Source organism: Serratia sp. KH_031 (assembly GCF_057839655.1).
In genome coordinates, this window is the sequence record NZ_CM174496.1 from 3,568,945 (window position 1) to 3,591,799 (window position 22,855).

Here is a 22,855-nt window from a genome sequence, read left to right on the forward strand (position 1 = left end):
CCACTTGTCTATGTATGCTGTACAACGATTTATTCACTAAGCAGTAAGCATCTACGCAATAAAAACCATCGCCCGGACGCCACGTCCGGGCATTTAAAGCACTTGAATCAATTCTCTTTTAGTTCGATCCTCGTTGAACAACAAGGAGAAAATCTATGTCCTGCCCTATTATTATCGATTGTGATCCCGGCCTCGACGATGCCATCGCCCTAGCAATGGCATTACGTGCACCGCAGCTAGATATCAAAGCCATCACTACCTCTGCGGGCAATCAGACGCCAGAGAAAACCCTATACAATGCCCTTGGTTTGCTAACTCTGATGCAGCGCGAAGATATTCCTGTCGCCGCCGGAGCCGCTAAACCGTTAATGCGCGATCTGGTGATTGCTGATTATGTGCATGGTAAAACGGGCATGGGCAATACACATCTCCCTACGCCAAGCATCAAACCCTCGCCACAAAACGCGGTAGAACTGATTGCCGAATTACTGCGAACTAGCCCGCAACCGCTCACCTTGGTCGTCACCGGACCGATGACCAATATCGCCCTACTGCTGGCGCAACATGCTGAACTAAAAAGCAACATCGAACGTATCGTGTTTATGGGCGGCGGGATGCACAGCGGCAATACTACGCCAGTCGCCGAATTTAACTTTTACGTCGATCCAGAAGCCGCCGAAATGGTGCTGCAATCGGGCGTTCCGCTAGTGATGGCTGGGTTGAACGTGACGCATCAGGCGTTAGTGCTGCCAGCAGATATAGAGCGTATCCGCGCTATTAAAAATCCTGTCGCACAAGCCGTGGCGGAAATGCTCGATTTCTATCTACCGTTATATCTTAGCCATCCACGCGGTCTGCCGGGCGCGGCAATGCACGATCCTTGCACCATCGCGTGGTTGCTGGCACCACAACTGTTTACCCGTAAAGCCTGTTGGGTCGGGGTGGAAACTCAAGGGAAATACAGCGTCGGCCAAACAGTGGTGGATGAATTCCAGCAAAGCGGTAAACCCGCCAATGTCGAAGTGCTAACCGGTATTGATCGACAAGGTTTTATCGATCTACTGGTTGAATGTGTCGAACGTTATTAATTTACCGGGCGTGTTCACGCACGCCTAGCCATTCAATTTTTTTGATTTAACTCAGCGAATTTTTACGCTATCACTACCAACCACTTACCCCTAAGATATCTCCATACGCAATAGCGCCCCTATATAGCCCTACTGGAGATAGCCACATGAGCCGCATTCTCGTTCTGAAATCAAGTATTCTGGCTGAGTATTCCCAATCAGGTAAGCTGGTCGATTTTTTTGTTGAACAATGGCGCGAAACTCATCCGCAAGATACATTTACCTTCCGTGATTTGGCGAACCCAACGCTACCGGAGCTAGATGGCGAAGTGATGGGGGGTTTTACCGCAGGCGACAAACCGCTGACTCCTCATCAGCAAAGCACTCTGGCGCTTTCCGATGAGCTGATTGCCGAGTTGAAAGCCCATGACCGCATCGTGATCGCCGCGCCGATGTACAACTTCAACATTCCAACTCAGTTGAAAATTTACTTCGATCTGATCGCTCGTGCCGGTCAAACTTTCCGCTACACCTCCGAAGGGGCGCAGGGATTGGTAACGGGTAAAAAAGCCATCGTGATCTCCAGCCGTGGCGGTATCCATGCCGATAGCCCGACCGACATCATCACGCCATACCTGAAACTGTTCCTCGGTTTTATCGGTATTACCGATGTTGAATTCGTACAGGCAGAAGGTTTAGCTTACGGCCCAGAAACCGCAGAAAAGGCCATGCAACAGAGCCGTGAAGCAGTTATCGCGCAAATCCCAGCGAGCATCCCACAGGCCAGAGTTGAGCCTGCAAACGGTGGATTCTTACGCAATTTAATGCAGAAGGTGTTTGGTTAATGAGCTAAAACAGAGGGCGCGTTGCCAGACGCGCCCGAAAGATTAAGGTTCGAAGGGTCGGCGTTGGAATTGATTATTACCGCAGGCAGGACATACTGGCAAAACTTCTGGAGTATAAAACGTCAAATTATGATGGCATTTTTCACAAACCAGATAACCTAACCCCACCACTTCACCACTGTGATAAATCCCGTGGTGGTTGACATCCTTAAACATCTCACGCCATTCCAACTGGGTTTTGTCGGTGATATCCGCCAATTCTTGCCACAGGCTGCCTTTTATGACCCGCATAAACACGCTGTCGGTAAAATCGTCCTGACTTTCCTGGTAGCTACGAGCAAACTCCTCCAGATCGCGTCGCACCGCGCGAGTGATTTGTTCCGCCTCATCACGACTGAGATCCTCCACCTCACGCAGACCTTTTTCCGCGCTGGCGACTAACTCATCAATGTCACGCTCACCCTGCTTCACGCGTTCGGTTAGAGATGTCACTAAGTCCTGGTAGTACTGAGCAACCTTGTTCATAGACTCTCCTCAAGAAACGGACATATCGGATAGAATCAAGCTACCTGTATTCATTTTAGTCGTAAATAGCTGATGCAGTTTGGCAAACATCGCGTAATCAAAACGTGAAGCTAAAACACTAAACCCACGCTTGGTGTTGTTGCCGAGCGGGCTTATCGGCTATGCTATGCGGATCTATAAGTACTCACAGAATGCTACTAGATGTAGCTGTTTCACACCTACAGGACCACCGGCCGCCATGCAAGAGCAATACAGTCCAGAAGACATTGAATCGAAAGTCCAGCAACACTGGGATGAGAAACAGACCTTCAAGGTCACTGAAGACGCCAGCAAGGAAAAGTACTACTGCCTATCCATGTTGCCATATCCTTCTGGTCGCCTGCATATGGGTCACGTACGTAACTACACCATCGGCGATGTGATCTCCCGCTACCAACGTATGCTGGGCAAAAACGTGCTGCAACCTATCGGTTGGGATGCGTTTGGTTTGCCAGCCGAAGGGGCAGCGGTGAAGAACAACACCGCACCGGCTCCGTGGACTTACGACAACATCGAATATATGAAGAACCAGCTGAAACTGCTGGGCTTCGGCTATGACTGGAACCGCGAAATTGCGACCTGTGACCCTGACTACTACCGTTGGGAACAGTGGTTCTTCACCAAGCTATACGAAAAAGGCATGGTCTATAAGAAAACCTCTGCGGTTAATTGGTGCCCACACGATCTGACCGTGCTCGCCAACGAGCAAGTGATCGACGGTTGTTGCTGGCGTTGCGACACCAAAGTTGAGCGCAAAGAGATCCCGCAGTGGTTTATCAAAATCACCGCTTATGCCGATCAGTTGTTGAACGATCTAGATACGCTGGAAAGTTGGCCAGAGCAGGTGAAAACCATGCAGCGCAACTGGATTGGCCGCTCCGAAGGTGTAGAAATCACCTTCGACGTGGCAGACAGCGATGAGAAACTGACCGTTTACACCACGCGTCCAGACACCTTTATCGGTGCCACCTACGTCGCTGTGGCTGCGGGTCACCCTCTGGCGCAACAAGGTGCCATCAACAACCCTGCACTGGGTGAGTTCATCGACGAGTGCCGCAGCACCAAAGTTGCCGAAGCCGAAATGGCCACGATGGAGAAAAAAGGCATGGCCACTGGCCTGTCAGTCATCCATCCGCTGACCGGCGAAAAACTGCCAATCTGGGTTGCCAACTTCGTATTGATGGAATACGGCACCGGTGCCGTGATGGCGGTTCCAGGCCACGACCAGCGTGACTGGGAGTTCGCCACCAAATACAACTTACCAATTAAAGCCGTCATTCTGAATCTGGATGGCAGCCAACCCGATGTACACACTGAAGCGATGACCGAGAAAGGCGCGCTGTTCAACTCTGGTGAGTTCGACGGTTTGGGTCATGAGGCGGGTTTCAACGCCATCGCCGACAAACTGGTCGCCAAAGGCGTCGGTCAACGTAAAGTGAACTACCGTCTGCGCGACTGGGGCGTCTCCCGTCAGCGTTACTGGGGCGCACCGATTCCAATGGTCACCTTGGAAGACGGCACCGTAATGCCAACGCCGGAAGATCAACTGCCGGTGATCTTGCCAGAAGACGTGGTGATGGACGGCATTACCAGCCCGATCAAAGCCGATCCTGAGTGGGCAAAAACCACCGTCAACGGTCAGCCAGCACTGCGTGAAACGGATACCTTCGACACCTTTATGGAGTCTTCTTGGTATTACGCGCGTTACACCTGCCCAGATTACGACAAAGGTATGCTAGATCCAGCAGCAGCTAACTATTGGCTGCCAGTTGATCAATATGTTGGTGGTATCGAACACGCCATCATGCACCTGATGTATTTCCGCTTCTTCCACAAACTGATGCGCGATGCTGGTTTGGTCAACTCTGACGAACCCGCCAAACGCCTGCTGTGCCAAGGCATGGTGTTGGCTGATGCCTTCTACTACACCGGTAACAGCGGCGAGCGCGTTTGGGTTTCTCCGGCTGACGCCATCGTTGAACGTGACGAAAAAGGCCGCATCACCAAAGCCGTCGATCCGCAAGGCCACGAACTGGTCTATGCTGGCATGAGCAAAATGTCGAAGTCGAAAAACAACGGCATCGATCCTCAGATGATGGTAGAAAAATACGGCGCGGATACTGTACGTCTGTTTATGATGTTTGCTTCTCCGGCGGAAATGACGTTGGAATGGCAAGAATCCGGTGTGGAGGGTGCCAACCGCTTCCTGAAACGCGTTTGGAAACTGGCTTACGATCACACCTCGAAAGGTACAGTTCAACCGTTGAACGTCTCTGCGTTGAACGAAGATCAAAAAGCGCTGCGTCGCGATGTGCATAAAACCATCGCTAAAGTGACCGATGATATTGGCCGTCGTCAAACCTTCAATACTGCCATTGCGGCAGTGATGGAGTTGATGAACAAGCTGAATCGCGCACCACAAGAAACCGAACAGGATCGCGCTTTACTGCAAGAGGCTCTGTTGGCAGTTGTACGTATGCTGTATCCGTTCACCCCGCACGTTTGCTTCAGCCTGTGGCAGTCGCTGAGCGGCGAAGGTGATGTGGATACCGCACCGTGGCCGATTGTTGACGAAGCGGCAATGGTCGAAGACTCCAAACTGGTCGTGGTACAAGTCAACGGTAAAGTCCGTGGCAAAATCACCGTGCCAGCCGATGCGACCGAAGATCAAGTTCGAGAATACGCGGCTCAAGAGCTTCTGGTCGCTAAATATCTGGAAGGGGTCACGATTCGTAAAGTGATCTATGTTCCGGGCAAACTGCTTAACCTGGTTGTGGGTTAACACAAGGAGGCGTTGTGCGACATCGTATTCTCACGTTGTTGCTGGGGTTGGCGGTGCTAGTCACCGCTGGCTGCGGTTTTCAGCTGCGTGGTACCACGCAAGTTCCAACAGAAATGAAGACAATCATGCTGGACAGCTATGACCCTTACGGTCCGCTGACCCGTTCGGTGCGTGAACAACTGCGTCTGAACAACGTGACCATTGTCAAAGATACCGATCGCAAAGATATCCCGTCTCTGCGTATTGTTCGCGCCTCTCAAGGCCAAGACACCGCATCTATCTTCCAAGACGGTAAAACTGCGGAATACCAAATGGTGTTGAACGTACAGGCACAGGTGTTGATTCCGGGGCATGATATCTACCCAATCAACGTGAAAGTGTTCCGCTCGTTCTTCGATAACTCCTTGGCTGCTTTAGCGAAAGACTCCGAGCAAGAGATCACCACGCAGGAAATGTACGATCAGGCGGCTCTACAGTTGGTTCGTAAACTGTCCGCTGTTCATGCCGCTGAAAAAAGCGATAGCCTGCAACATGCCACCACCGCTGATGAAACGAAAAGCAGCACATCAACCGCTGCTGCCACCGATAACAACGCGGAAAGTAGCACCGCTCAATGATCCGACTGTATCCTGAACAACTTGCCGCGCAGCTCCGAGAGGGGCTGCGTGCTTGTTATTTGCTCAGCGGTAACGAACCCTTGTTACTACAGGAAAGTCAGGATCTGATTCGCCAAGCCGCGCAACAGCAAGAATTCAGCGAGCATTACAGCATTTCCCTTGATGCCAGCACCGACTGGGACGCCATATTTAGCATCTGTCAGGCAATGAGTCTGTTCGCCAGCCGCCAGACACTGACGCTACTCTTCCCGGAAAATGGTCCAACGGCACCGATTGGCGAACAATTGGTAAAACTGGCCGCTTTGCTACACAACGATATTCTGCTGATTCTGCGTGGCCCACGCCTAACTAAAGCGCAGGAAAACAGTGCGTGGTTCAAAGCCCTCAGCGCAAATGGTGTGATGGTCAGTTGCCAAACGCCAGAACAGGCGCAGCTACCCCGTTGGGTTTCTAGCCGCGCGAAAACGATGAAGCTGGATCTGGATGACGCGGCCAATCAACTGCTGTGTTATTGCTACGAAGGCAACCTGCTGGCGCTTTCGCAAGCATTGGAACGCCTCTCCTTACTGCATCCAGACGGAAAACTCACACTGCCGCGCGTTGAACAAGCGGTAGACGATGCCGCCCACTTCACGCCATTCCATTGGCTAGACGCGTTGTTGGCAGGCAAAGCCAAACGCTCTTGGCACATCCTGCAGCAGTTACAGCAAGAAGACGTTGAGCCCGTGATCCTACTGCGAACCTTGCAACGCGAACTGCTACAACTGCTGGCGTTACAGCGCAAAATGGCGAATACCCCACTGCGCACCTTGTTTGATCAACAAAAAGTGTGGCAAAACCGTCGCCCGCTGATTACTCAGGCTTTACAGCGTTTATCCGCGGCGCAACTGCAACAAGCGGTACAACTGCTGGCGCAGATCGAAATTACCATCAAGCAGGATTATGGTCAGTCCGTTTGGTCAGAATTGGAAACGTTGTCGATGCTACTGTGCGGTAAACCTTTAGCCACGGGCTTGACCCATGCCAGATAATGCTCACCACCTGCACGCCCTGTTCGGCGGCACTTTTGACCCCATCCATTACGGCCATTTGCATCCGGTAGAGGCGCTGGCAAAGGAAGTGGCGCTAAATCGGGTCACGCTGTTACCCAATCATGTGCCACCGCATCGCCCGCAGCCAGAAGCGAACGCTCAGCAACGGTTGAAAATGGTCGAACTGGCGATTGCCAATAACCCGCTGTTTGCCGTTGACGATCGCGAACTGCATCGCACAACACCGTCCTATACGATTGAAACGCTCGAAAACATTCGTAAAGAGCGTGGCGATGCGCAGCCACTGGCATTTATCATTGGGCAGGATTCATTGCTAACCTTGCATAAATGGCACCGTTGGCAAGACTTGTTGAGTTTTTGTCATCTATTAGTCCTGGCGCGCCCCGGTTATCAACAGCAAATGGAAACACCTGAATTACAGCAATGGCTTGAACAGCACCGTGTCACCGATGCAGCGCTCCTCAGCCAACGGCCACAGGGCTTTATTTACTTGGCCGATACGCCGTTGCTGGATATTTCTGCCACCGAAATTCGTAAACGTCGCCACCAAGGAATAAGCTGTGACGATTTACTGCCAAGATCGGTGCAGCGTTACATCGAATTGCAGGGTTTATACCGCTAGGCCGTGTGATATACTGCGCCGCTATTTTTTCGGAGGGAGGCGCTGAAAACCCGAGATTCTTAGCTGATCGTGATCAGTTGGCTTTCAGCGGCACCCTGCCATCAACAAAAACACCCGAGGGGGAACCTTTGCAAGGTAAAGCGCTCCAAGATTTCGTTATCGATAAAATCGATGACCTGAAAGGCGAAAACATTATCACTCTAGATGTACAAGGCAAATCCAGCATCACCGATTGCATGATCATCTGTACTGGCACCTCGACCCGCCATGTGATGTCGATTGCCAACTATGTGGTGCAAGAATCCCGCGCCGCAGGTATGGAATTGTTCGGTATGAAAGGCCAAGAAGCCTCCGATTGGGTGGTGGTCGATCTGGGCGAAGTCATCGTGCATGTGATGCAGGAAGAAAGTCGCCAGTTATACGAATTGGAAAAACTCTGGAGCTAAGCGGTGAAACTGCAATTGGTGGCCGTTGGCACCAAAATGCCAGACTGGGTGCAGACCGGGTTTATGGATTACCTGCATCGTTTTCCAAAAGATATGCCGTTTGAACTGACCGAGATCCCGGCAGGGAAACGCGGCAAGAATGCCGATATCAAACGCATTCTGGAAAAGGAAGGCGAACAAATGTTGGCAGCGGTGGGCAAAGGCAACCGCATTGTCACCTTGGATATTCCCGGCACCCCGTGGGAAACACCGCAACTGGCGCAACAGTTGGAGCGCTGGAAACAGGATGGCCGTAACGTCAGCCTGTTAATCGGTGGACCAGAAGGGCTGGCTCCGGCATGCAAAGCAGCAGCCGAACAGAGTTGGTCACTTTCACCACTGACGTTGCCGCATCCTTTAGTGCGTGTGTTGGTGGCAGAAAGTCTGTACCGTGCCTGGAGTATTACTACCAATCATCCTTACCACCGGGAGTGACCGGTGGCGGTTATCAGGACAGAGTGAATAAAGCACGGGATGAAAATAGAACGTAACCCTTTTCGCGACTATACCGCTGAATCTGCCCTGTTTGTACGCCGCGCGCTCGTGGCGTTTCTCGGCATTTTGGTGCTTTCCGGCACTCTGGTTGCCAACCTGTACAATCTGCAAATTGTTCGCGTTGAGGATTACCGCACTCGTTCCAACGAAAACCGTATCAAGCTGGTGCCTATCGCACCCAGCCGCGGCATTATTTACGACCGCAACGGTACGCCACTGGCGTTGAACCGCACCATTTACCAGCTCGAACTGATGCCGGAAAAGATCGAAAACCTGAAGGACACGCTTCAAGCACTGCGCCCGGTGGTCGATTTGACCGATGAAGACATCGTCAATTTTGAAAAAGAGCGCAAGCGCTCACGTCGTTTTGTTTCTATTCCGGTAAAAACCGCCCTGACCGAAGTTCAAGTGGCTCGTTTCGCCGTCAATCAATTCCGCTTCCCCGGTGTGGAAGTGAAAGGCTATCAACGCCGTTATTATCCTTACGGTTCCGCCCTCACCCACGTTATCGGCTATGTGTCGAAGATTAACGATCGCGACGTCGAACGGCTGGATAAAGACGGCAAACTAGCGAACTACGCCGCGACTCACGACATCGGCAAATTGGGCATCGAACGCTATTACGAAGATACGCTGCACGGCAAAACCGGTTACGAAGAGGTTGAAGTTAACAACCGTGGCCGCGTGATCCGCCAGTTGCACGAGCAACCCCCTTCCGCCGGTAAAGACGTCTATCTGACGCTCGATCTCGGTCTACAACAGTATATAGAGAAACTGCTGGTCGGCAGCCGCGCCGCAGTCGTGGTGAGCGATCCGCGTACCGGCGGCATTTTGGCGATGGTGTCTAACCCAAGCTACGATCCGAACTTGTTCGTTGATGGCATCTCCAGCAAAGATTACCAAGGGCTGCTTAACGATCCGAACCGCCCACTGATCAACCGCGCCACACAAGGGCTTTATCCACCAGCCTCAACGGTAAAACCTTATATTGCCGTTTCTGCCCTTAGCGCTGGCGTGGTCACTAAAAACACCATCGTGTTCGATCCCGGTTGGTGGCAACTGCCCGGTTCAGAAAAACGTTTCCGCGATTGGAAAAAGTGGGGGCATGGTCGTTTGAATGTCACCAAAGCGTTGGAAGAATCGGCGGATACCTACTTCTACCAAGTGGCTTACGATATGGGTATCGATCGTCTATCGACCTGGCTGACCAAATTCGGCTATGGCGAGTACACCGGTATCGATCTTTCCGAAGAGCGTTCCGGCTTAATGCCAACGCGTGATTGGAAATTCAAACGTTATAAAAAACCTTGGTATCAAGGTGACACCATCCCGGTGGGTATCGGTCAAGGCTATTGGACGGCAACGCCCATCCAGATGGCAAAGGCATTAACCACCCTGATCAACGATGGTAATGTCAAAACACCGCATCTGTTGCAAAGCACTAAAATTAACGGCGCACTGGTGCCTTATCGTCAAGAAGAGAACACGCAGATCGGTGATGTCCATTCCGGCTTCTGGGAAATTGCCAAAGACGGCATGTATGGCGTTGCCAACCGTGCGAACGGTACGGCACGCAAGTACTTTGCAGGTACGCCATACAAAGCTGCGGCAAAATCCGGTACCGCACAGGTATTCGGCTATGAAACCTACAACGCCAACAAACTCGCAGAGCATTTGCGTGACCATAAGTTGATGACGGCTTTCGCTCCGTACGATAACCCAACGGTGTCAGTCGCTATCATCTTGGAGAATGGCGGATCAGGTCCAGCGGTAGGTACCATTACCCGCCAGATCCTCGACCATATCCTGCTCGGCGATAACAATACACAATTGCCGGCCGAGACCCCACAACCGCCCGGCATTGAAGGTGATTAAGGTAAGTCATGACTGAGAGCCAACAAAAAGGCTCGATTTGGACCAAAATCCATATCGACCCAACATTCCTGCTACTGATCGTCGCCCTGCTGGTCTATAGCGCCTTCGTGATGTGGAGCGCCAGCGGCCAAGACATCGGCATGATGGAGCGCAAAATCGGCCAAATCGTGATGGGGCTGATCGTCATGGCGGTGATGGCGCAGATCCCACCGCGCGTTTATGAAAGCTGGGCACCGTATTTGTACATCTTCTGCGTGATCCTGCTGATTTTGGTGGATGCATTCGGGCAAATCAGTAAAGGCGCCCAGCGCTGGTTGGACTTGGGTTTTGTGCGTTTCCAACCCTCCGAGATCGCTAAAATCGCCGTGCCGCTGATGGTGGCGCGCTTTATGAACCGCGATGTCTGCCCGCCTTCGTTGAAAAATACCGCGATCGCATTGGTATTGATCTTCTTACCCACGCTGCTGGTTGCCGCACAGCCAGATTTGGGCACCTCGATCCTGATCGCTGCCTCCGGCCTATTCGTGCTGTTCCTGTCCGGTATGAGCTGGAAATTGATCGCTGTCGCCGCCCTGCTAATTGCGGCGTTTATTCCGGTACTGTGGTTCTTTCTGATGCATGACTACCAACGCGCCCGCGTGATGATGTTGCTCGATCCAGAAAGCGACCCGCTCGGTGCTGGCTATCACATCATTCAGTCAAAAATTGCTATCGGCTCCGGCGGATTATTCGGTAAAGGCTGGTTGCACGGTACTCAGTCGCAGCTCGAATTCCTGCCAGAACGCCACACCGACTTTATCTTCGCCGTATTGGCGGAAGAGTTGGGGTTGATTGGCGTGCTAGTGCTGTTAGCGTTATACCTGCTGGTGATTATTCGTGGTTTGATGATTGCCGCCAGAGCGCAAACTACTTTTGGTCGCGTGATGGTCGGTGGTCTGATGCTAATCCTATTCGTTTATGTGTTTGTTAACATTGGTATGGTCAGTGGAATTTTGCCGGTAGTTGGCGTACCTTTGCCATTGGTCAGTTACGGCGGTTCGGCACTGATAGTGCTGATGGCCGGGTTCGGCATCATTATGTCGATCCATACACATCGGAAAATGTTGTCTAAAAGTCTATAGAGGTGAGCAATGCGTAAGGAACTGCTTTGGGTTGGTGTCGTGGCTGTATTGCTTTCCGCTTGTAGTTCGACAGAACAACCAACACCACAGCAACCACCACAACCGTATAACGGCCCGGTGGTTGAAATCAGCGGGGCCGAGCCGCGTTATGAACCTTATAATCCGGGCACGCTGCAAGATTATAAGCTCAATGGCGATACCTATCACATTGTGAAAGATCCGCAGAACTTCAGCCAAACGGGGTTGGCAAGCTGGTATGGCGAAGAGTCCAACGGCAACACCACTGCGATTGGCGAGATGTTCGATCCTAACGCGTTAACCGCTGCGCACCCTACTCTGCCGATCCCAAGCTATGTGCGCGTCACCAACCTGAGCAATGGCCGGATGTTAGTCGTTCGCGTAAACGATCGTGGGCCCTATACCCAAGGGCGCATTATCGATCTGTCGAAAGCAGCAGCCGATCGTCTGAACCTGTCTAACAATACTAAAGTGAAAGTTGATTTCATCAACGTGGCGCCCGATGGCAGCATGAGTGGCCCCGGCACTATCGGCACGACGGTAGCGAAACAGAGTTATGCTTTGCCGACACGACCGGATTTGGGTACTGGAGCGATGGGGACACCCGTTCAGCAAGAAACCCCAGTGGCCAACGGTGCTGCCGTGCGTCCTATCGACAACAGCAGCCTGAGTACGGGCAATAACACCGCCGCCAGCAGCAACGGTCAAACCGGTTTCCTTAACGCACCCAGTGCCGTACCCGCTGGCGTACTAGAGAGTTCAGAACCCGTTGTGACACCCACCGTTCAAACCGGCTTAGCCGCCAGCGCGGCAGCCATGGTTGATACCGGAGCCCCTTCTAGCGGCAATTATTTGGTGCAGGTCGGCGCGTTAAGCAATGCCGAGCGCGCGCAAGAATGGCAACAAAAACTGAGTCAGCAATTTGGCGTTCCGGGAAAAGTAAGCCCCAACGGAGCGGTGTATCGCGTCCAGTTAGGGCCATTTAGCGATCGCCAACAAGCTGTTCAATTGCAACAACGACTGGCAAGCGAAGCACAACAACAATCATTTGTTACTGCCGCACCTTAACAGTAGAAACCGGTAGGTCAGGGTACTTTCGCTGAAACATTTTCTTTCAGCTAAATCTGAACAAACCTCTATTAGTCAGATGAATGGCTAATGCCTGCCGGTAACCCATCTGTTATAGTGTGGCCTGTTTTTTAACTTTTTCTCACGGATGTTGTCGTCCCGATCATGAAATATGTCACTTCTTCTAGCTTAATCAAGAGCCTAGCGCTCGGAACCGTTATCGCGATGGGTACAGCTTCTGTAGCCCATGCCGAAGACGTTAACCTCAAAACCATGATCCCAGGTGTGCCGCAAATTGATGCGGAAGCTTACATCCTGATAGATTACAACTCCGGTAAAGTTCTGGCTGAATCCAACGCTGATGCGCGTCGTGATCCTGCCAGCCTGACCAAAATGATGACCAGTTACGTGATCGGTCAAGCGCTGAAAGCCGGTAAAATCGGTCAGGATGATATGGTCACCGTCGGTCAAGACGCTTGGGCCACCGGCAACCCGGTGTTCAAAGGTTCCTCTTTGATGTTCCTAAAACCAGGCGACCGCGTACCGGTTTCCAAACTGACGCGTGGCATCAACCTGCAATCCGGTAACGACGCCTGTGTGGCAATGGCCGACTACGTTGCGGGTAGCCAAGATGCCTTCGTCAATCTGATGAACACCTACGTCAAACAACTGGGTCTACAAAATACCCACTTCCAGACCGTCCACGGTTTGGATGCGCAAGGCCAGTACAGTTCGGCGCGCGATATGGCACTGATCGGCCAGGCGTTGATTCGTGACGTACCAGACGAATACGCCATCTATAAAGAAAAAGAATTCACCTTCAACAACATCCGTCAAATGAACCGTAACGGTTTACTGTGGGATACCAGCCTGAACGTTGATGGTATCAAAACCGGTCACACCGATGCTGCGGGTTACAATCTGGTGGCTTCCGCGACCGAAGGCCAGATGCGTTTGATCTCTGCCGTGTTGGGCGGTCGTACTTATAAAGGCCGTGAGACCGAAAGTAAAAAACTGCTGACTTGGGGTTTCCGTTTCTTCGAAACCGTGGCACCACTGAAAACCGGTAAAGAATTCGCCTCTGAACCTGTTTGGTTCGGCGATACCGATCGCGTTGAGTTAGGCGTAGACAAAGACGTTTACCTAACCATTCCACGCGGTCGTATGAAGGATCTGAAAGCGAGCTACGTGCTGAACAGCACCGAGATCCACGCTCCGTTGGCGAAAAACCAAGTGGTCGGCAGCATCAACTTCCAGTTGGATGGCAAAACCATCGATCAGCGCCCATTGGTGGTGTTGAACGAAGTGAAAGAAGGCGGTTTCTTCAGCCGCATCGTGGATTACATCAAGCTAATGTTCCACCATTGGTTCGGTTAAACCTTGAAATGGGCGATTTGATCCCCATATCATGATTAACACTAACTCCCGCTCCGGCGGGAGTTATAATTTAGAAAGGCAACACTCTGGAGCGCACTCACATGCAAAAAACTAAACTGAACGAACTGCTCGAATTCCCTTGCTCATTCACTTACAAAGTAATGGGTTTGGCACAGCCTGAGCTGCTAGACCAGGTGGTTGAAGTGGTGCAGCGCCATGCGCCTGGGGACTATAACCCACAGGTTAAACCGAGCAGCAAGGGCAACTACCACTCCGTTTCCATCACCATCACCGCCACCCATATTGATCAGGTGGAAACGCTGTACGAAGAGCTGGGCAACATCGAAATTGTCCGCATGGTGCTGTAATTCCAGCACAAGTCTCTGCTTTCCAGCCTAGGTACGCCTAGGCTGCGCACTTTTAATCAGTCGAAATACTGGTCGCGCCTAGCGTCAGTCGGTATAATGCCCACCTCACTTCTGTAACCTGACGATGACCCGTTTGCAACCAAATAAGATCATTTTACGTCAGCTGGGGTTGCAGCCCTATGAGCCTGTATCCCAAGCCATGCACAACTTCACCGATCGCCGTAGTGAAACCACACCCGATGAACTGTGGTTAGTGCAGCATCAACCCGTCTTTACCCAAGGACAAGCAGGTAAAGCCGAGCATGTGCTAATGCCGGGTGATATTCCGGTGGTTCAGAGCGATCGTGGCGGTCAGGTCACTTATCATGGTCCCGGCCAACAGGTGATGTACGTGATGGTCGACCTGAAACGCAACAAGGTAGGTGTGCGTCAGTTGGTCACGGCAATAGAAGAAACCGTTATTAATACCCTCGCCCATTTTCGCATTGATTCACGTGCGCGCCCGGATGCGCCCGGCGTGTATGTGGGCGAGCAAAAGATTTGCTCATTGGGTTTGCGGATCCGCAAAGGTAGCTCATTCCACGGCTTGGCCCTGAATGTCGCAATGGATCTCAGCCCATTTCAGCGTATCAACCCTTGTGGTTACGCCGGAATGCAAATGACGCAAGTCAGCGCACTGGTGCCGGGCGTGGGAATGGACGATGTTCACCCCATACTGGTACAAGAATTTGTTCATTTACTCGGCTACCAAGCGGTCGAGTCATGTGATTGGAACCCGCAAGATTATGAGTAAACCGATTCAGATGGAACGCGGCATCAAATACCGCGATGCAGACAAAATGGCGTTGATCCCAGTAAAAACGGTGGTCACCGAACGGCAGGAGCTGTTACGTAAACCCGAGTGGATGAAAATCAAACTCCCTGCCGACTCGACCCGTATTCAAGGCATCAAAGCCGCGATGCGCAAGAACGGTCTGCATTCGGTGTGCGAAGAAGCGTCATGCCCTAACCTGTCTGAGTGCTTCAACCACGGTACGGCAACCTTTATGATTCTGGGTGCCATCTGCACCCGTCGCTGCCCGTTCTGCGATGTAGCACATGGCCGTCCCATCGCCCCAGACGTTAACGAGCCGGAAAAACTGGCACAAACCATCGCCGATATGGCGCTGCGCTATGTAGTTATCACCTCAGTGGATCGTGACGATCTGCGTGACGGTGGTGCACAACATTTCGCTGACTGTATCAGCGCCATTCGTAAAAAAAGCCCGAATATCAAGATTGAAACGCTGGTGCCGGACTTCCGTGGTCGTATGGATCGCGCTTTGGAGATCCTGACTGCAACGCCGCCAGACGTATTCAACCATAACTTGGAAAACGTGCCACGTATTTACCGCCAAGTGCGTCCCGGCGCTAACTATGAGTGGTCGCTGAAGCTGCTGGAGCGCTTTAAAGAAGCGCATCCAGACATCCCGACCAAATCGGGCCTGATGGTTGGCTTAGGGGAAACCAATGCCGAGATCGTGGAAGTAATGCGCGATCTGCGTCGTCACGGCGTAACCATGCTGACGTTAGGGCAGTATCTGCAACCCAGCCGTCACCACCTACCGGTTCAGCGCTATGTCAGCCCGGCCGAATTTGATGAGATGAAAGAAGAAGCGATGGCGATGGGCTTCACCCATGCCGCCTGTGGACCTTTCGTTCGCTCTTCCTACCATGCAGACTTGCAGGCCAAAGGGATGGAAGTCAAATAAGCTGGTAATTTTTTGTTACGCTTTGGCGGATAAAAAACACCAAAAAACGGATGTCTTGTGGCATCCGTTTTTTATTTCCTAAAGAGGAAGATTAAACGTCTTTCTTCTCGACGCTTTGTGGAGCCGATTGGCTCTCAGCAGTATTGTTTGGCGTCGGTTGGGCATCATCACCAACGGCTTTCTTAAAACCTTTCAGCGCCGCGCCGAGATCGGCACCCAAAGTGCGTAATTTGCTGGTGCCAAATAACAGCACGATCAACACCGCAATCACCAGAAGTTTGGTAATACTAATACCTTCCATACTCACCTTCTTTATAAAAATTACTGCTGAACGCAGCGAGAAAAACAAAACTTGCCTGCGGCTATTTAGCGACTTTCTAACGGCTAAAACAACAGCAACTTGTAACAGAGTAAGATTAGTCGCAACACTACAAAAAACCAACGCTGAGGTGTAACATTCTACGCCACCACCTTCCTGAGCGAATTGAAAAGGTTTTAATCATGTTGAGTACTTTGCTGGCGGTATTTATTGGTGGCGGGTTAGGAAGCGTATTGCGTTGGGCAGTGAGCCTGAAGCTAAACCCGGTAAATTCACATATTCCCATCGGCACGCTAACGGTAAACCTGTTAGGGGGCTTTATTATCGGTTTAGCCATCGCCCTGTTTAACCGCATGACGCACTTGGATCCGACCTGGAAACTCCTGATTACGACCGGTTTTTGCGGCGGTTTAACCACCTTCTCCACCTTCTCGTTAGAAGTGGTTTATTTGATGCAGGATGGGCGTTTCGTTTGGGCACTGACGAATATGTTGCTCAATTTGGCGGGTTCATTAGCCATGACTTGGCTGGCCTTTATGCTGGTGATGTGGATGACCTCTAGCTCTTAATGTTTTCTTAATCTGACAACCGGATAATCCCATTCAGAATCATAAACTGGATGGAAATTTCATGTTCCGCTTGCCAAAAAACATCCCCGAACTCACAACAACTGTGTTTTGTCTGCTGGTCGTCGCTGTTTTCATCAAACTTTATCTATTCGCCTGATTTCAGCTAATAAAAAACCCGCTCATGGAGCGGGTTTTACGAATTTCGGCTACTGTAGCTTAGATAGCGATAACGTTAGCAGCAGATGGCCCTTTGGCACCGTTCGTGATTTCAAATTCTACACGCTGACCTTCAGCAAGCGTTTTGAAACCATTGCTAGCGATGGCAGAGAAGTGAACGAAAACATCTTTGCTACCATCTTCTGGGGTAATGAAACCGAAACCTTTGGATTCATTAAACCACTTAACGCTACCTTTCAACTTAGACATCAAACTTACCTTTAACGTGAATGTAAGACACGAACAGTGTGTCCCTTACAGTACAGCAATTAGCGGCGATTTTGTCCACGCTCGGGATCACATAAAATCGATAAAAGGTGAAATAATCGGTTAAAAATCGCATTCACAGTATAACCGCTGGGTTCTACTCTCTCACACCATCCGCTTCTTCCGCCCTGTCACTGCGCGGCATTCCACGCTATCATAAGCACTGTATCAAGCGACTTTTATGAGAATGATGATGAACGGCAAGATAACGACTTTTTTTGAAGACAAAGGCTTTGGCTTTATTACCGATGAGAACGGGGAAAACCGTTATTTTCATGTCATTAAAGTGCAAAACCCTGAGCTGATTAAAAAGAATGCGGCAGTCACCTTCGAGCCGACCAATAACACCAAAGGGCCTTCCGCTTACGCGGTCAAAGTGCTGGCAGCCAGTAAATACATCATCATCGCCAACGAAAGAATCAAAATCTCTAGCATCAAAACTTTCCATACCTTCACCAAAGAAGTGCCGGTAAAAGCCGATGTGGATAAAGAAAACACTGTGCTGTCGGTAGGATTATTGATGAACCGTATTCGTCCACAGGCGACCGATGAGCCACAGAAGATGCAGACGTTACGTATGCTGTCAGTGGTGACCTTCCAGAACACCACCCATACTTTCTCCGAACACGAGATCGATATGGATGAAACCATCAAAGCGCTGAAAGGTCTGTAATTGGGCTCAAGTAGCAGCTAAGTTGCTGCTACTTATACTCTAAATAATTGGAGTTGCATCACAAAAAGGCGTCAGCCTTTTTGAACAACGCTTGCGCTGGCCCTAACAGGGCGAGGCGTAGCCGAGTAACGCGGCAAGGGAATGAATCCCGATGAGCTTACGCCAGTAAGTGATTCGGGTGAGTGAGCGTAGCCAACACAGATGCAGCTTCAAGTATGACGAGTATAAACAGCTATTTAAAAACAATGTGCTCTATGCCCTTACCATTCACCACATTGAAAGATTCAACCCGGTTACGCCCTTGGGATTTAGCACGGTAAAGCGCGATATCTGCCATATTCATCATCTGTTCCAGTGACTTAACCTCATTCATCGCCAAGCTGGCAACGCCAACGCTGATGGTCACTTTCAGTGGCACATTGCCGCCAGAATTCAGATCAGTATTTTGTACCAAGCGCCGTAGATGTTCACCTAATGCCACCGCCTGAACTGCCAGCGCACGCGGCATCATAATGGCGAACTCCTCGCCGCCTAAACGGCCAAACAACTGATCAGAGCGCAGTTCCCGCCGCAGGATATGTGAAAAAGCGGCCAACACCTGATCGCCGACGATATGGCCATGCGTATCGTTGATCTGCTTGAAGTGATCAATATCAATCAGCAGCAGTGATACCGCTTCTTTCGAACGATGTTTATGTTCCAACAGTGCAGTGGCTTGACGGGTCAAGGCACTGCGTGACAGCGCGCCAGTGAGGAAATCGTGATTAGCACCATGCTCAAGGCGGCGCAACAATTTACGGTTCACGGCAATAGAGCTGGAAAGGATCAACGGCCCCATAACCAGCATGGCGATCCCTAAACGAGCGGACATCAACGTATCTAACAGTGCGATGTTATGCGGCATTTCATAGCGGAATAGATTAGCCGAAATGCTGATCACTTCCGTCACCCCAGTGATTAACGTCAACAAGGTTACGGTGAACAGATGGTAGCGGACAGCACACCACAGCAATGCCGGGATAGGGAAAGCAATCGCCCCTGGCCCACCGATATAAACGCTGCAAAACAAAGAGCACAATAACGCCAGCAAGGGTAACGAACCCCGTAATTGCCAGTTGATTGGCATCCCCAGTAATTGTTTTAAACGTGGTGCAGCGAGAATGACCGGCAAGATTAATAAATTAGTAGAGAACTGTTCGCTGAACCAAGTCATCCAAGCGATGGGGAGCGTGTTGTTATACAAGCTATCATTGCGCAGAACCGATAGGGTTGCTGCCACTGCCGCCCCCAGCAAACAAGCCATAAACATGTAGAGGATGGCTTGCGGCTTCCCCATCCGACGTTGTGATTGCGGCAATAATAACATCACACCATAACCGATCAGAATGAACCCCATATTGCAGGCGCTCAACCACAGTATCAGCGACCAGCTGTCTCCCGTAGCTAAATCAGCGGCAATCATTCCAAGGTAGATGGTCCCCCACCCCATCGGCGTGGCGTAAGCGGGTTTACGTAGTAGTACCCCAAGTAAGATCGCATTCACTGGCCAAAACAAGGAAAGGGAATCTAACGGGCGTGTAAAAATCCCCAATAGGGAAAGTAGGTATGTCAGTAAAAATAAATTAATTAGCTGGACCGTTACAGGCAAACCATGCCTTGGATATATTCTGGTGCTCATCGTTTTGCCCATTCACTCAGAATAACCGGAGCAATTGTATGCGTATTCCCTTACCCGGCTAGATATAAACACTGCCTATAATGGAGTGTATATGAAAACCCATACTCTAAGAATTATCTGTCTGGCGCTATTTTCTAGCAAGTCGTTGCGAAGAGCAATTAGAACAAGCAAGCAGAGTATGAGTCAGATGGCAAAATGAGATAATTACCTAAGGTCAGATAAAAAAAATCCCGCCAGAAGCGGGATAAACTCAATGGGATGGTAATACACTACAGGAAAGGAATAACACACAACATCATCGGGTAGAGCTACAGTACCAAGCACAATGTATAGAAATGTCATAACTAAGTAAGGTTGTGGCGACAGATGTAACGCCTCACTTTTTAGTCAGTAAATTCAACACCAACGTTAACTCAAACTGTATTGTCACATCCTGTCGCCCGCAGACTCAGCCACTCCCCTAGATCGGTTAGTGTGCTGGGTTTAAACAAACAACCGTCCATACCGGCTTGCAGGCAGCGTAAACGCTCATCCGGTTGAGCATTGGCAGTAAACCCTAACAACAAGCATGGTGATTTACCCTGTTCTCGCTCGTAGCTACGAATTTTGCGCGCCAACTCATAGCCATCCATATTCGGCATATTGCAATCCGTGATCACTACATCAAACGACTCTTGTAACCAGATGCACAACCCGGTGACGCCATCCGGTGCTTCACTGACTTGATGCCCCAAGTAACGTAACTGTTTTTCCAATAACAAGCGGTTGGGTCGATAATCGTCCACCACCAGAGCTCGTAATGGGCGATGGTTTAACCGTGAACCCTCCAATGAAAGCTCACGCGTGGGGTTGCTACGCACTAACGCAGCCAGTTTCAAACGCACGCGTACTTGCGTCCCTTTCCCCAACTGACTTTGTAATTGCAACGAGCCGCCCAACATTCCACATAGCGTACGACAAATAGTCAGCCCTAACCCCGCCCCCTGCCGCGCTGATTGACCGTGATTTTCAGCCTGAGTGAATGGGGTAAACAACCGTTGTTGATCCTGTGAAGAAATCCCCACACCGGTATCTTCGACCGTTAGTTGTACTTCAGTGCGTCCCGGCTCCAAAGTGCGACACCATAGCATCACATTCACCTGCCCTTTCTGGGTGAATTTGATGGCATTACTCAACAAGTTGGACAAGATCTGTTTGTAGCGCAGCGGATCGATCAACACATCCGAGTCATCATCTTGTTCAGAGGTAAACGTCAGTAACAATCCCTTATGCAGCGCCACACCTTCAAAAATACGAATAACCGAGCGGGTCAAATGTTCAATATCGGCAGATTCTTCGTCTAGAGACATATGTCCCGCCTCAATACGTGCAATATCCAGAATGTCGCCCACCAGTTCGACCAAGCCGTTAGCCGCATCGAACGCGACCTCCAACGCCTGTGGCTCCTGTTCACCACATTCAGCCTTTCTCAGCACCAGTTCCAACATGCCGATAATGGCATTCAGCGGTGTGCGGATCTCATGACTCATCGTGGAAAGAAAACGGGTTTTCGCCCGGCTGGCGGTTTCAGCCACATCACGGGCTCTTCGCAATTGATCCAGTAACTGCTGACGCTCACTGATATCCAACCAACCACCAAAGATCCCAACCACATTCCCCTTGCCATCATGATAAGGAACCACCCAATGGAACACCGTTTTCGGCATCGCCAGATCCGGCAGGTGCAAAGTACGATCACGCAATAACGGCTGTTGTTGTTCCAACACCTGTTGATAATCGCTCTGTATTTGCTCGGCAATCGCGGCAAATACCGGTTGTTCGGTAATTTTCTTACCTAGCGTTTCTTCACGACTAATACCTATCTCTGCCAAATAACGAGCATTACACTGGGTCAACACGCCATGACGATCGCGGACATAAGTAGGGTGTGGCGTACCATCAATCATTTCGCGCATAAAGCTAAGTTGATCGCTCAATGCTTGTTGAGTACGTTCACGCCGCCGAATTTGCATACGCAGGCTTAACACCCAAGCCAATGCCACAAGCAGAATCACAGCCGCCAACATCAGGCTCGAGATAATCGTAGTGCGCCAAGTGTGCCAAAAATCATCGCCAATCACCCGATGATTGGGTCGCCAGCGATTGCCCAACATATCGATCTCATCTGGCGGGATACTGCGCAGAACTTTATTCAGAATACTCATCAGCTCTGGTGACTGGCGCGATGTGGCAAAAGCAAAATAGGCCGGGTAAGGTTCAATCACATCGGCAATCTGCAAACTCCCATTATAAAAACGCGCCAGTTGATAGTGAGTATTGACCAACGTATTAATCGCCCCCTCGACCCGCTTGGCTTTTAACAATGCCAAAGCCTCATCCGCATGACTCGCCGGGATCTGGGTGATAGACGGATAGTGTTGCTGTATCCAACCACTCAGTTTAGTTCCCTGAATCAACGCCAAGCGCTTACCCTTGAGTTGTTCCAACGACGTGAGTGCATTGCACTCATCACGGACGACCAGTACGAAAGCATTGGTCAACCAAGGGCGGGTAAATAGCAATTGTTGACGTCGGGCACTACTTGGCGTCAGAGCGCCAAGCATATCCGCCTCGCCATCCAGCACCATCTTCACCATTTCCTCAACACTTGAGGCCGTTTTAATAGTAAAACTCAACCCCGTTCGTAGGCGGATTAGCGCTAGCAAATCCGCACTGATACCACGGAAATGACCAGACTGGTCAATAAAAGTCAGTGGGGCAAAATTATCGTTAATGACTACCCGAATACGTGGATTTTGTTGTATCCATTGCTGTTCGACGGTTGTGAGATCGCTTTGTTGCTGCTGGAGTTTCTGACTGTCGCGTCCAAGCGGTAATGATTTTATCAGCAGCTCTTCAGCGTAGACACCAGTGGAACAAATAAGCCAAGTTAATAGCAGCAGACATCGCCCCCAAACTAAGTTCCTCAATGGCATAATTTTCTGAGGTATAGCCTGATATGCCCCAACTCCACTCTGTTTCGTTAT

General features: G+C 50.7%; 22 protein-coding genes. 17 read left to right on the forward strand and 5 right to left on the reverse strand.

What is annotated here, in order from left to right; genetic code table 11:
- Positions 1–155: 155 nt before the first annotated feature.
- Complete coding sequence (gene rihA, locus AC3ISQ_RS15975) at positions 156–1,088, forward strand: pyrimidine-specific ribonucleoside hydrolase RihA (protein WP_489348060.1); 933 nt, start codon at positions 156–158, stop codon at positions 1,086–1,088.
- A gap of 146 nt (positions 1,089–1,234) precedes the next feature.
- Positions 1,235–1,912, forward strand: coding sequence for an FMN-dependent NADH-azoreductase (locus tag AC3ISQ_RS15980; protein WP_489348061.1), 678 nt, complete (start codon positions 1,235–1,237; stop codon positions 1,910–1,912).
- Positions 1,913–1,954: 42 nt separating this feature from the next.
- On the opposite strand, the gene AC3ISQ_RS15985 is transcribed toward AC3ISQ_RS15980, so the two are convergent.
- Positions 1,955–2,437: a zinc ribbon-containing protein gene (locus AC3ISQ_RS15985; RefSeq protein ID WP_489348063.1), complete on the reverse strand. Its 483-nt coding sequence runs from the start codon at positions 2,435–2,437 to the stop codon at positions 1,955–1,957.
- A gap of 238 nt (positions 2,438–2,675) precedes the next feature.
- Between AC3ISQ_RS15985 and leuS the strand changes: the two genes are divergently transcribed.
- The 13 genes from leuS to lipA all read left to right on the forward strand — a co-directional run bounded on the left by leuS (position 2,676) and on the right by lipA (position 16,107).
- Positions 2,676–5,258 carry a leucine--tRNA ligase gene (leuS, locus tag AC3ISQ_RS15990; RefSeq protein WP_489348065.1) on the forward strand — a complete coding sequence of 861 codons (2,583 nt, stop codon included), beginning with the start codon at positions 2,676–2,678 and terminating at the stop codon, positions 5,256–5,258.
- Between the two features lie 14 nt (positions 5,259–5,272).
- Positions 5,273–5,875, forward strand: a complete 603-nt coding sequence (lptE, locus tag AC3ISQ_RS15995) for an LPS assembly lipoprotein LptE (RefSeq protein ID WP_489348066.1) — start codon at positions 5,273–5,275, stop codon at positions 5,873–5,875.
- Positions 5,872–6,906 carry a DNA polymerase III subunit delta gene (gene holA / locus AC3ISQ_RS16000; RefSeq protein WP_489348068.1) on the forward strand — a complete coding sequence of 345 codons (1,035 nt, stop codon included), beginning with the start codon at positions 5,872–5,874 and terminating at the stop codon, positions 6,904–6,906. The genes lptE and holA overlap by 4 nt, the downstream gene beginning before the upstream one ends.
- Positions 6,896–7,549: a nicotinate-nucleotide adenylyltransferase gene (gene nadD / locus AC3ISQ_RS16005; protein ID WP_489348070.1), complete on the forward strand. Its 654-nt coding sequence runs from the start codon at positions 6,896–6,898 to the stop codon at positions 7,547–7,549. Before holA ends, nadD begins: the two co-directional genes overlap by 11 nt.
- A 128-nt stretch (positions 7,550–7,677) precedes the next feature.
- Positions 7,678–7,995 (forward strand): ribosome silencing factor, encoded by a 318-nt coding sequence (gene rsfS, locus AC3ISQ_RS16010; protein WP_489348072.1) that lies wholly within the window; start codon positions 7,678–7,680, stop codon positions 7,993–7,995.
- Positions 7,996–7,998: 3 nt separating this feature from the next.
- Entirely contained in the window at positions 7,999–8,469 is a 471-nt protein-coding gene (gene rlmH, locus AC3ISQ_RS16015) for a 23S rRNA (pseudouridine(1915)-N(3))-methyltransferase RlmH (protein ID WP_004949595.1), read from the forward strand.
- Between the two features lie 39 nt (positions 8,470–8,508).
- Complete coding sequence (mrdA, locus tag AC3ISQ_RS16020) at positions 8,509–10,404, forward strand: peptidoglycan DD-transpeptidase MrdA (RefSeq protein ID WP_489348074.1); 1,896 nt, start codon at positions 8,509–8,511, stop codon at positions 10,402–10,404.
- 8 nt (positions 10,405–10,412) lie between these two features.
- A complete protein-coding gene (gene mrdB / locus AC3ISQ_RS16025; protein WP_489348075.1) occupies positions 10,413–11,525 on the forward strand; it encodes a peptidoglycan glycosyltransferase MrdB in 1,113 nt (370 codons plus the stop codon).
- Positions 11,526–11,534: 9 nt separating this feature from the next.
- Complete coding sequence (gene rlpA / locus AC3ISQ_RS16030; protein WP_489348077.1) at positions 11,535–12,611, forward strand: endolytic peptidoglycan transglycosylase RlpA; 1,077 nt, start codon at positions 11,535–11,537, stop codon at positions 12,609–12,611.
- A gap of 165 nt (positions 12,612–12,776) precedes the next feature.
- The gene (gene dacA, locus AC3ISQ_RS16035; protein WP_489348079.1) at positions 12,777–13,988 is read left to right on the forward strand and encodes a D-alanyl-D-alanine carboxypeptidase DacA; all 1,212 of its coding nucleotides are present in this window, start codon (positions 12,777–12,779) and stop codon (positions 13,986–13,988) included.
- Positions 13,989–14,089: 101 nt separating this feature from the next.
- Entirely contained in the window at positions 14,090–14,356 is a 267-nt protein-coding gene (gene ybeD / locus AC3ISQ_RS16040; protein WP_489348080.1) for a DUF493 family protein YbeD, read from the forward strand.
- Between the two features lie 124 nt (positions 14,357–14,480).
- Positions 14,481–15,149 (forward strand): lipoyl(octanoyl) transferase LipB, encoded by a 669-nt coding sequence (lipB, locus tag AC3ISQ_RS16045; protein WP_489348082.1) that lies wholly within the window; start codon positions 14,481–14,483, stop codon positions 15,147–15,149.
- On the forward strand, positions 15,142–16,107 hold the full coding sequence (gene lipA / locus AC3ISQ_RS16050; protein ID WP_489348084.1) for a lipoyl synthase: 966 nt from the start codon (positions 15,142–15,144) through the stop codon (positions 16,105–16,107). Before lipB ends, lipA begins: the two co-directional genes overlap by 8 nt.
- Positions 16,108–16,198: 91 nt before the next feature.
- Here the strand turns inward: lipA and tatA are convergent, their stop codons facing one another.
- The gene (gene tatA / locus AC3ISQ_RS16055) at positions 16,199–16,408 is read right to left on the reverse strand and encodes a Sec-independent protein translocase subunit TatA (RefSeq protein ID WP_489348086.1); all 210 of its coding nucleotides are present in this window, start codon (positions 16,406–16,408) and stop codon (positions 16,199–16,201) included.
- Positions 16,409–16,608: 200 nt separating this feature from the next.
- Here tatA and crcB point away from each other — a divergent pair, with 200 nt between their 5' ends.
- Positions 16,609–16,995, forward strand: a complete 387-nt coding sequence (gene crcB, locus AC3ISQ_RS16060) for a fluoride efflux transporter CrcB (RefSeq protein ID WP_489348088.1) — start codon at positions 16,609–16,611, stop codon at positions 16,993–16,995.
- Between the two features lie 216 nt (positions 16,996–17,211).
- On the opposite strand, the gene cspE is transcribed toward crcB, so the two are convergent.
- A complete protein-coding gene (gene cspE, locus AC3ISQ_RS16065) occupies positions 17,212–17,421 on the reverse strand; it encodes a transcription antiterminator/RNA stability regulator CspE (RefSeq protein ID WP_489348090.1) in 210 nt (69 codons plus the stop codon).
- A gap of 250 nt (positions 17,422–17,671) precedes the next feature.
- On the opposite strand from cspE, the gene AC3ISQ_RS16070 reads away from it, so the two are divergent.
- The gene (locus AC3ISQ_RS16070; protein WP_489353338.1) at positions 17,672–18,151 is read left to right on the forward strand and encodes a cold-shock protein; all 480 of its coding nucleotides are present in this window, start codon (positions 17,672–17,674) and stop codon (positions 18,149–18,151) included.
- A 232-nt stretch (positions 18,152–18,383) separates the two neighbouring features.
- Here the strand turns inward: AC3ISQ_RS16070 and AC3ISQ_RS16075 are convergent, their stop codons facing one another.
- Together AC3ISQ_RS16075 and AC3ISQ_RS16080 are read right to left on the reverse strand one after the other, a co-directional pair.
- Complete coding sequence (locus tag AC3ISQ_RS16075; RefSeq protein ID WP_489348091.1) at positions 18,384–19,841, reverse strand: GGDEF domain-containing protein; 1,458 nt, start codon at positions 19,839–19,841, stop codon at positions 18,384–18,386.
- 401 nt (positions 19,842–20,242) lie between these two features.
- Positions 20,243–22,804, reverse strand: a complete 2,562-nt coding sequence (locus AC3ISQ_RS16080) for an ATP-binding protein (RefSeq protein ID WP_489348093.1) — start codon at positions 22,802–22,804, stop codon at positions 20,243–20,245.
- Between the last annotated feature and the right edge of the window lie 51 nt (positions 22,805–22,855).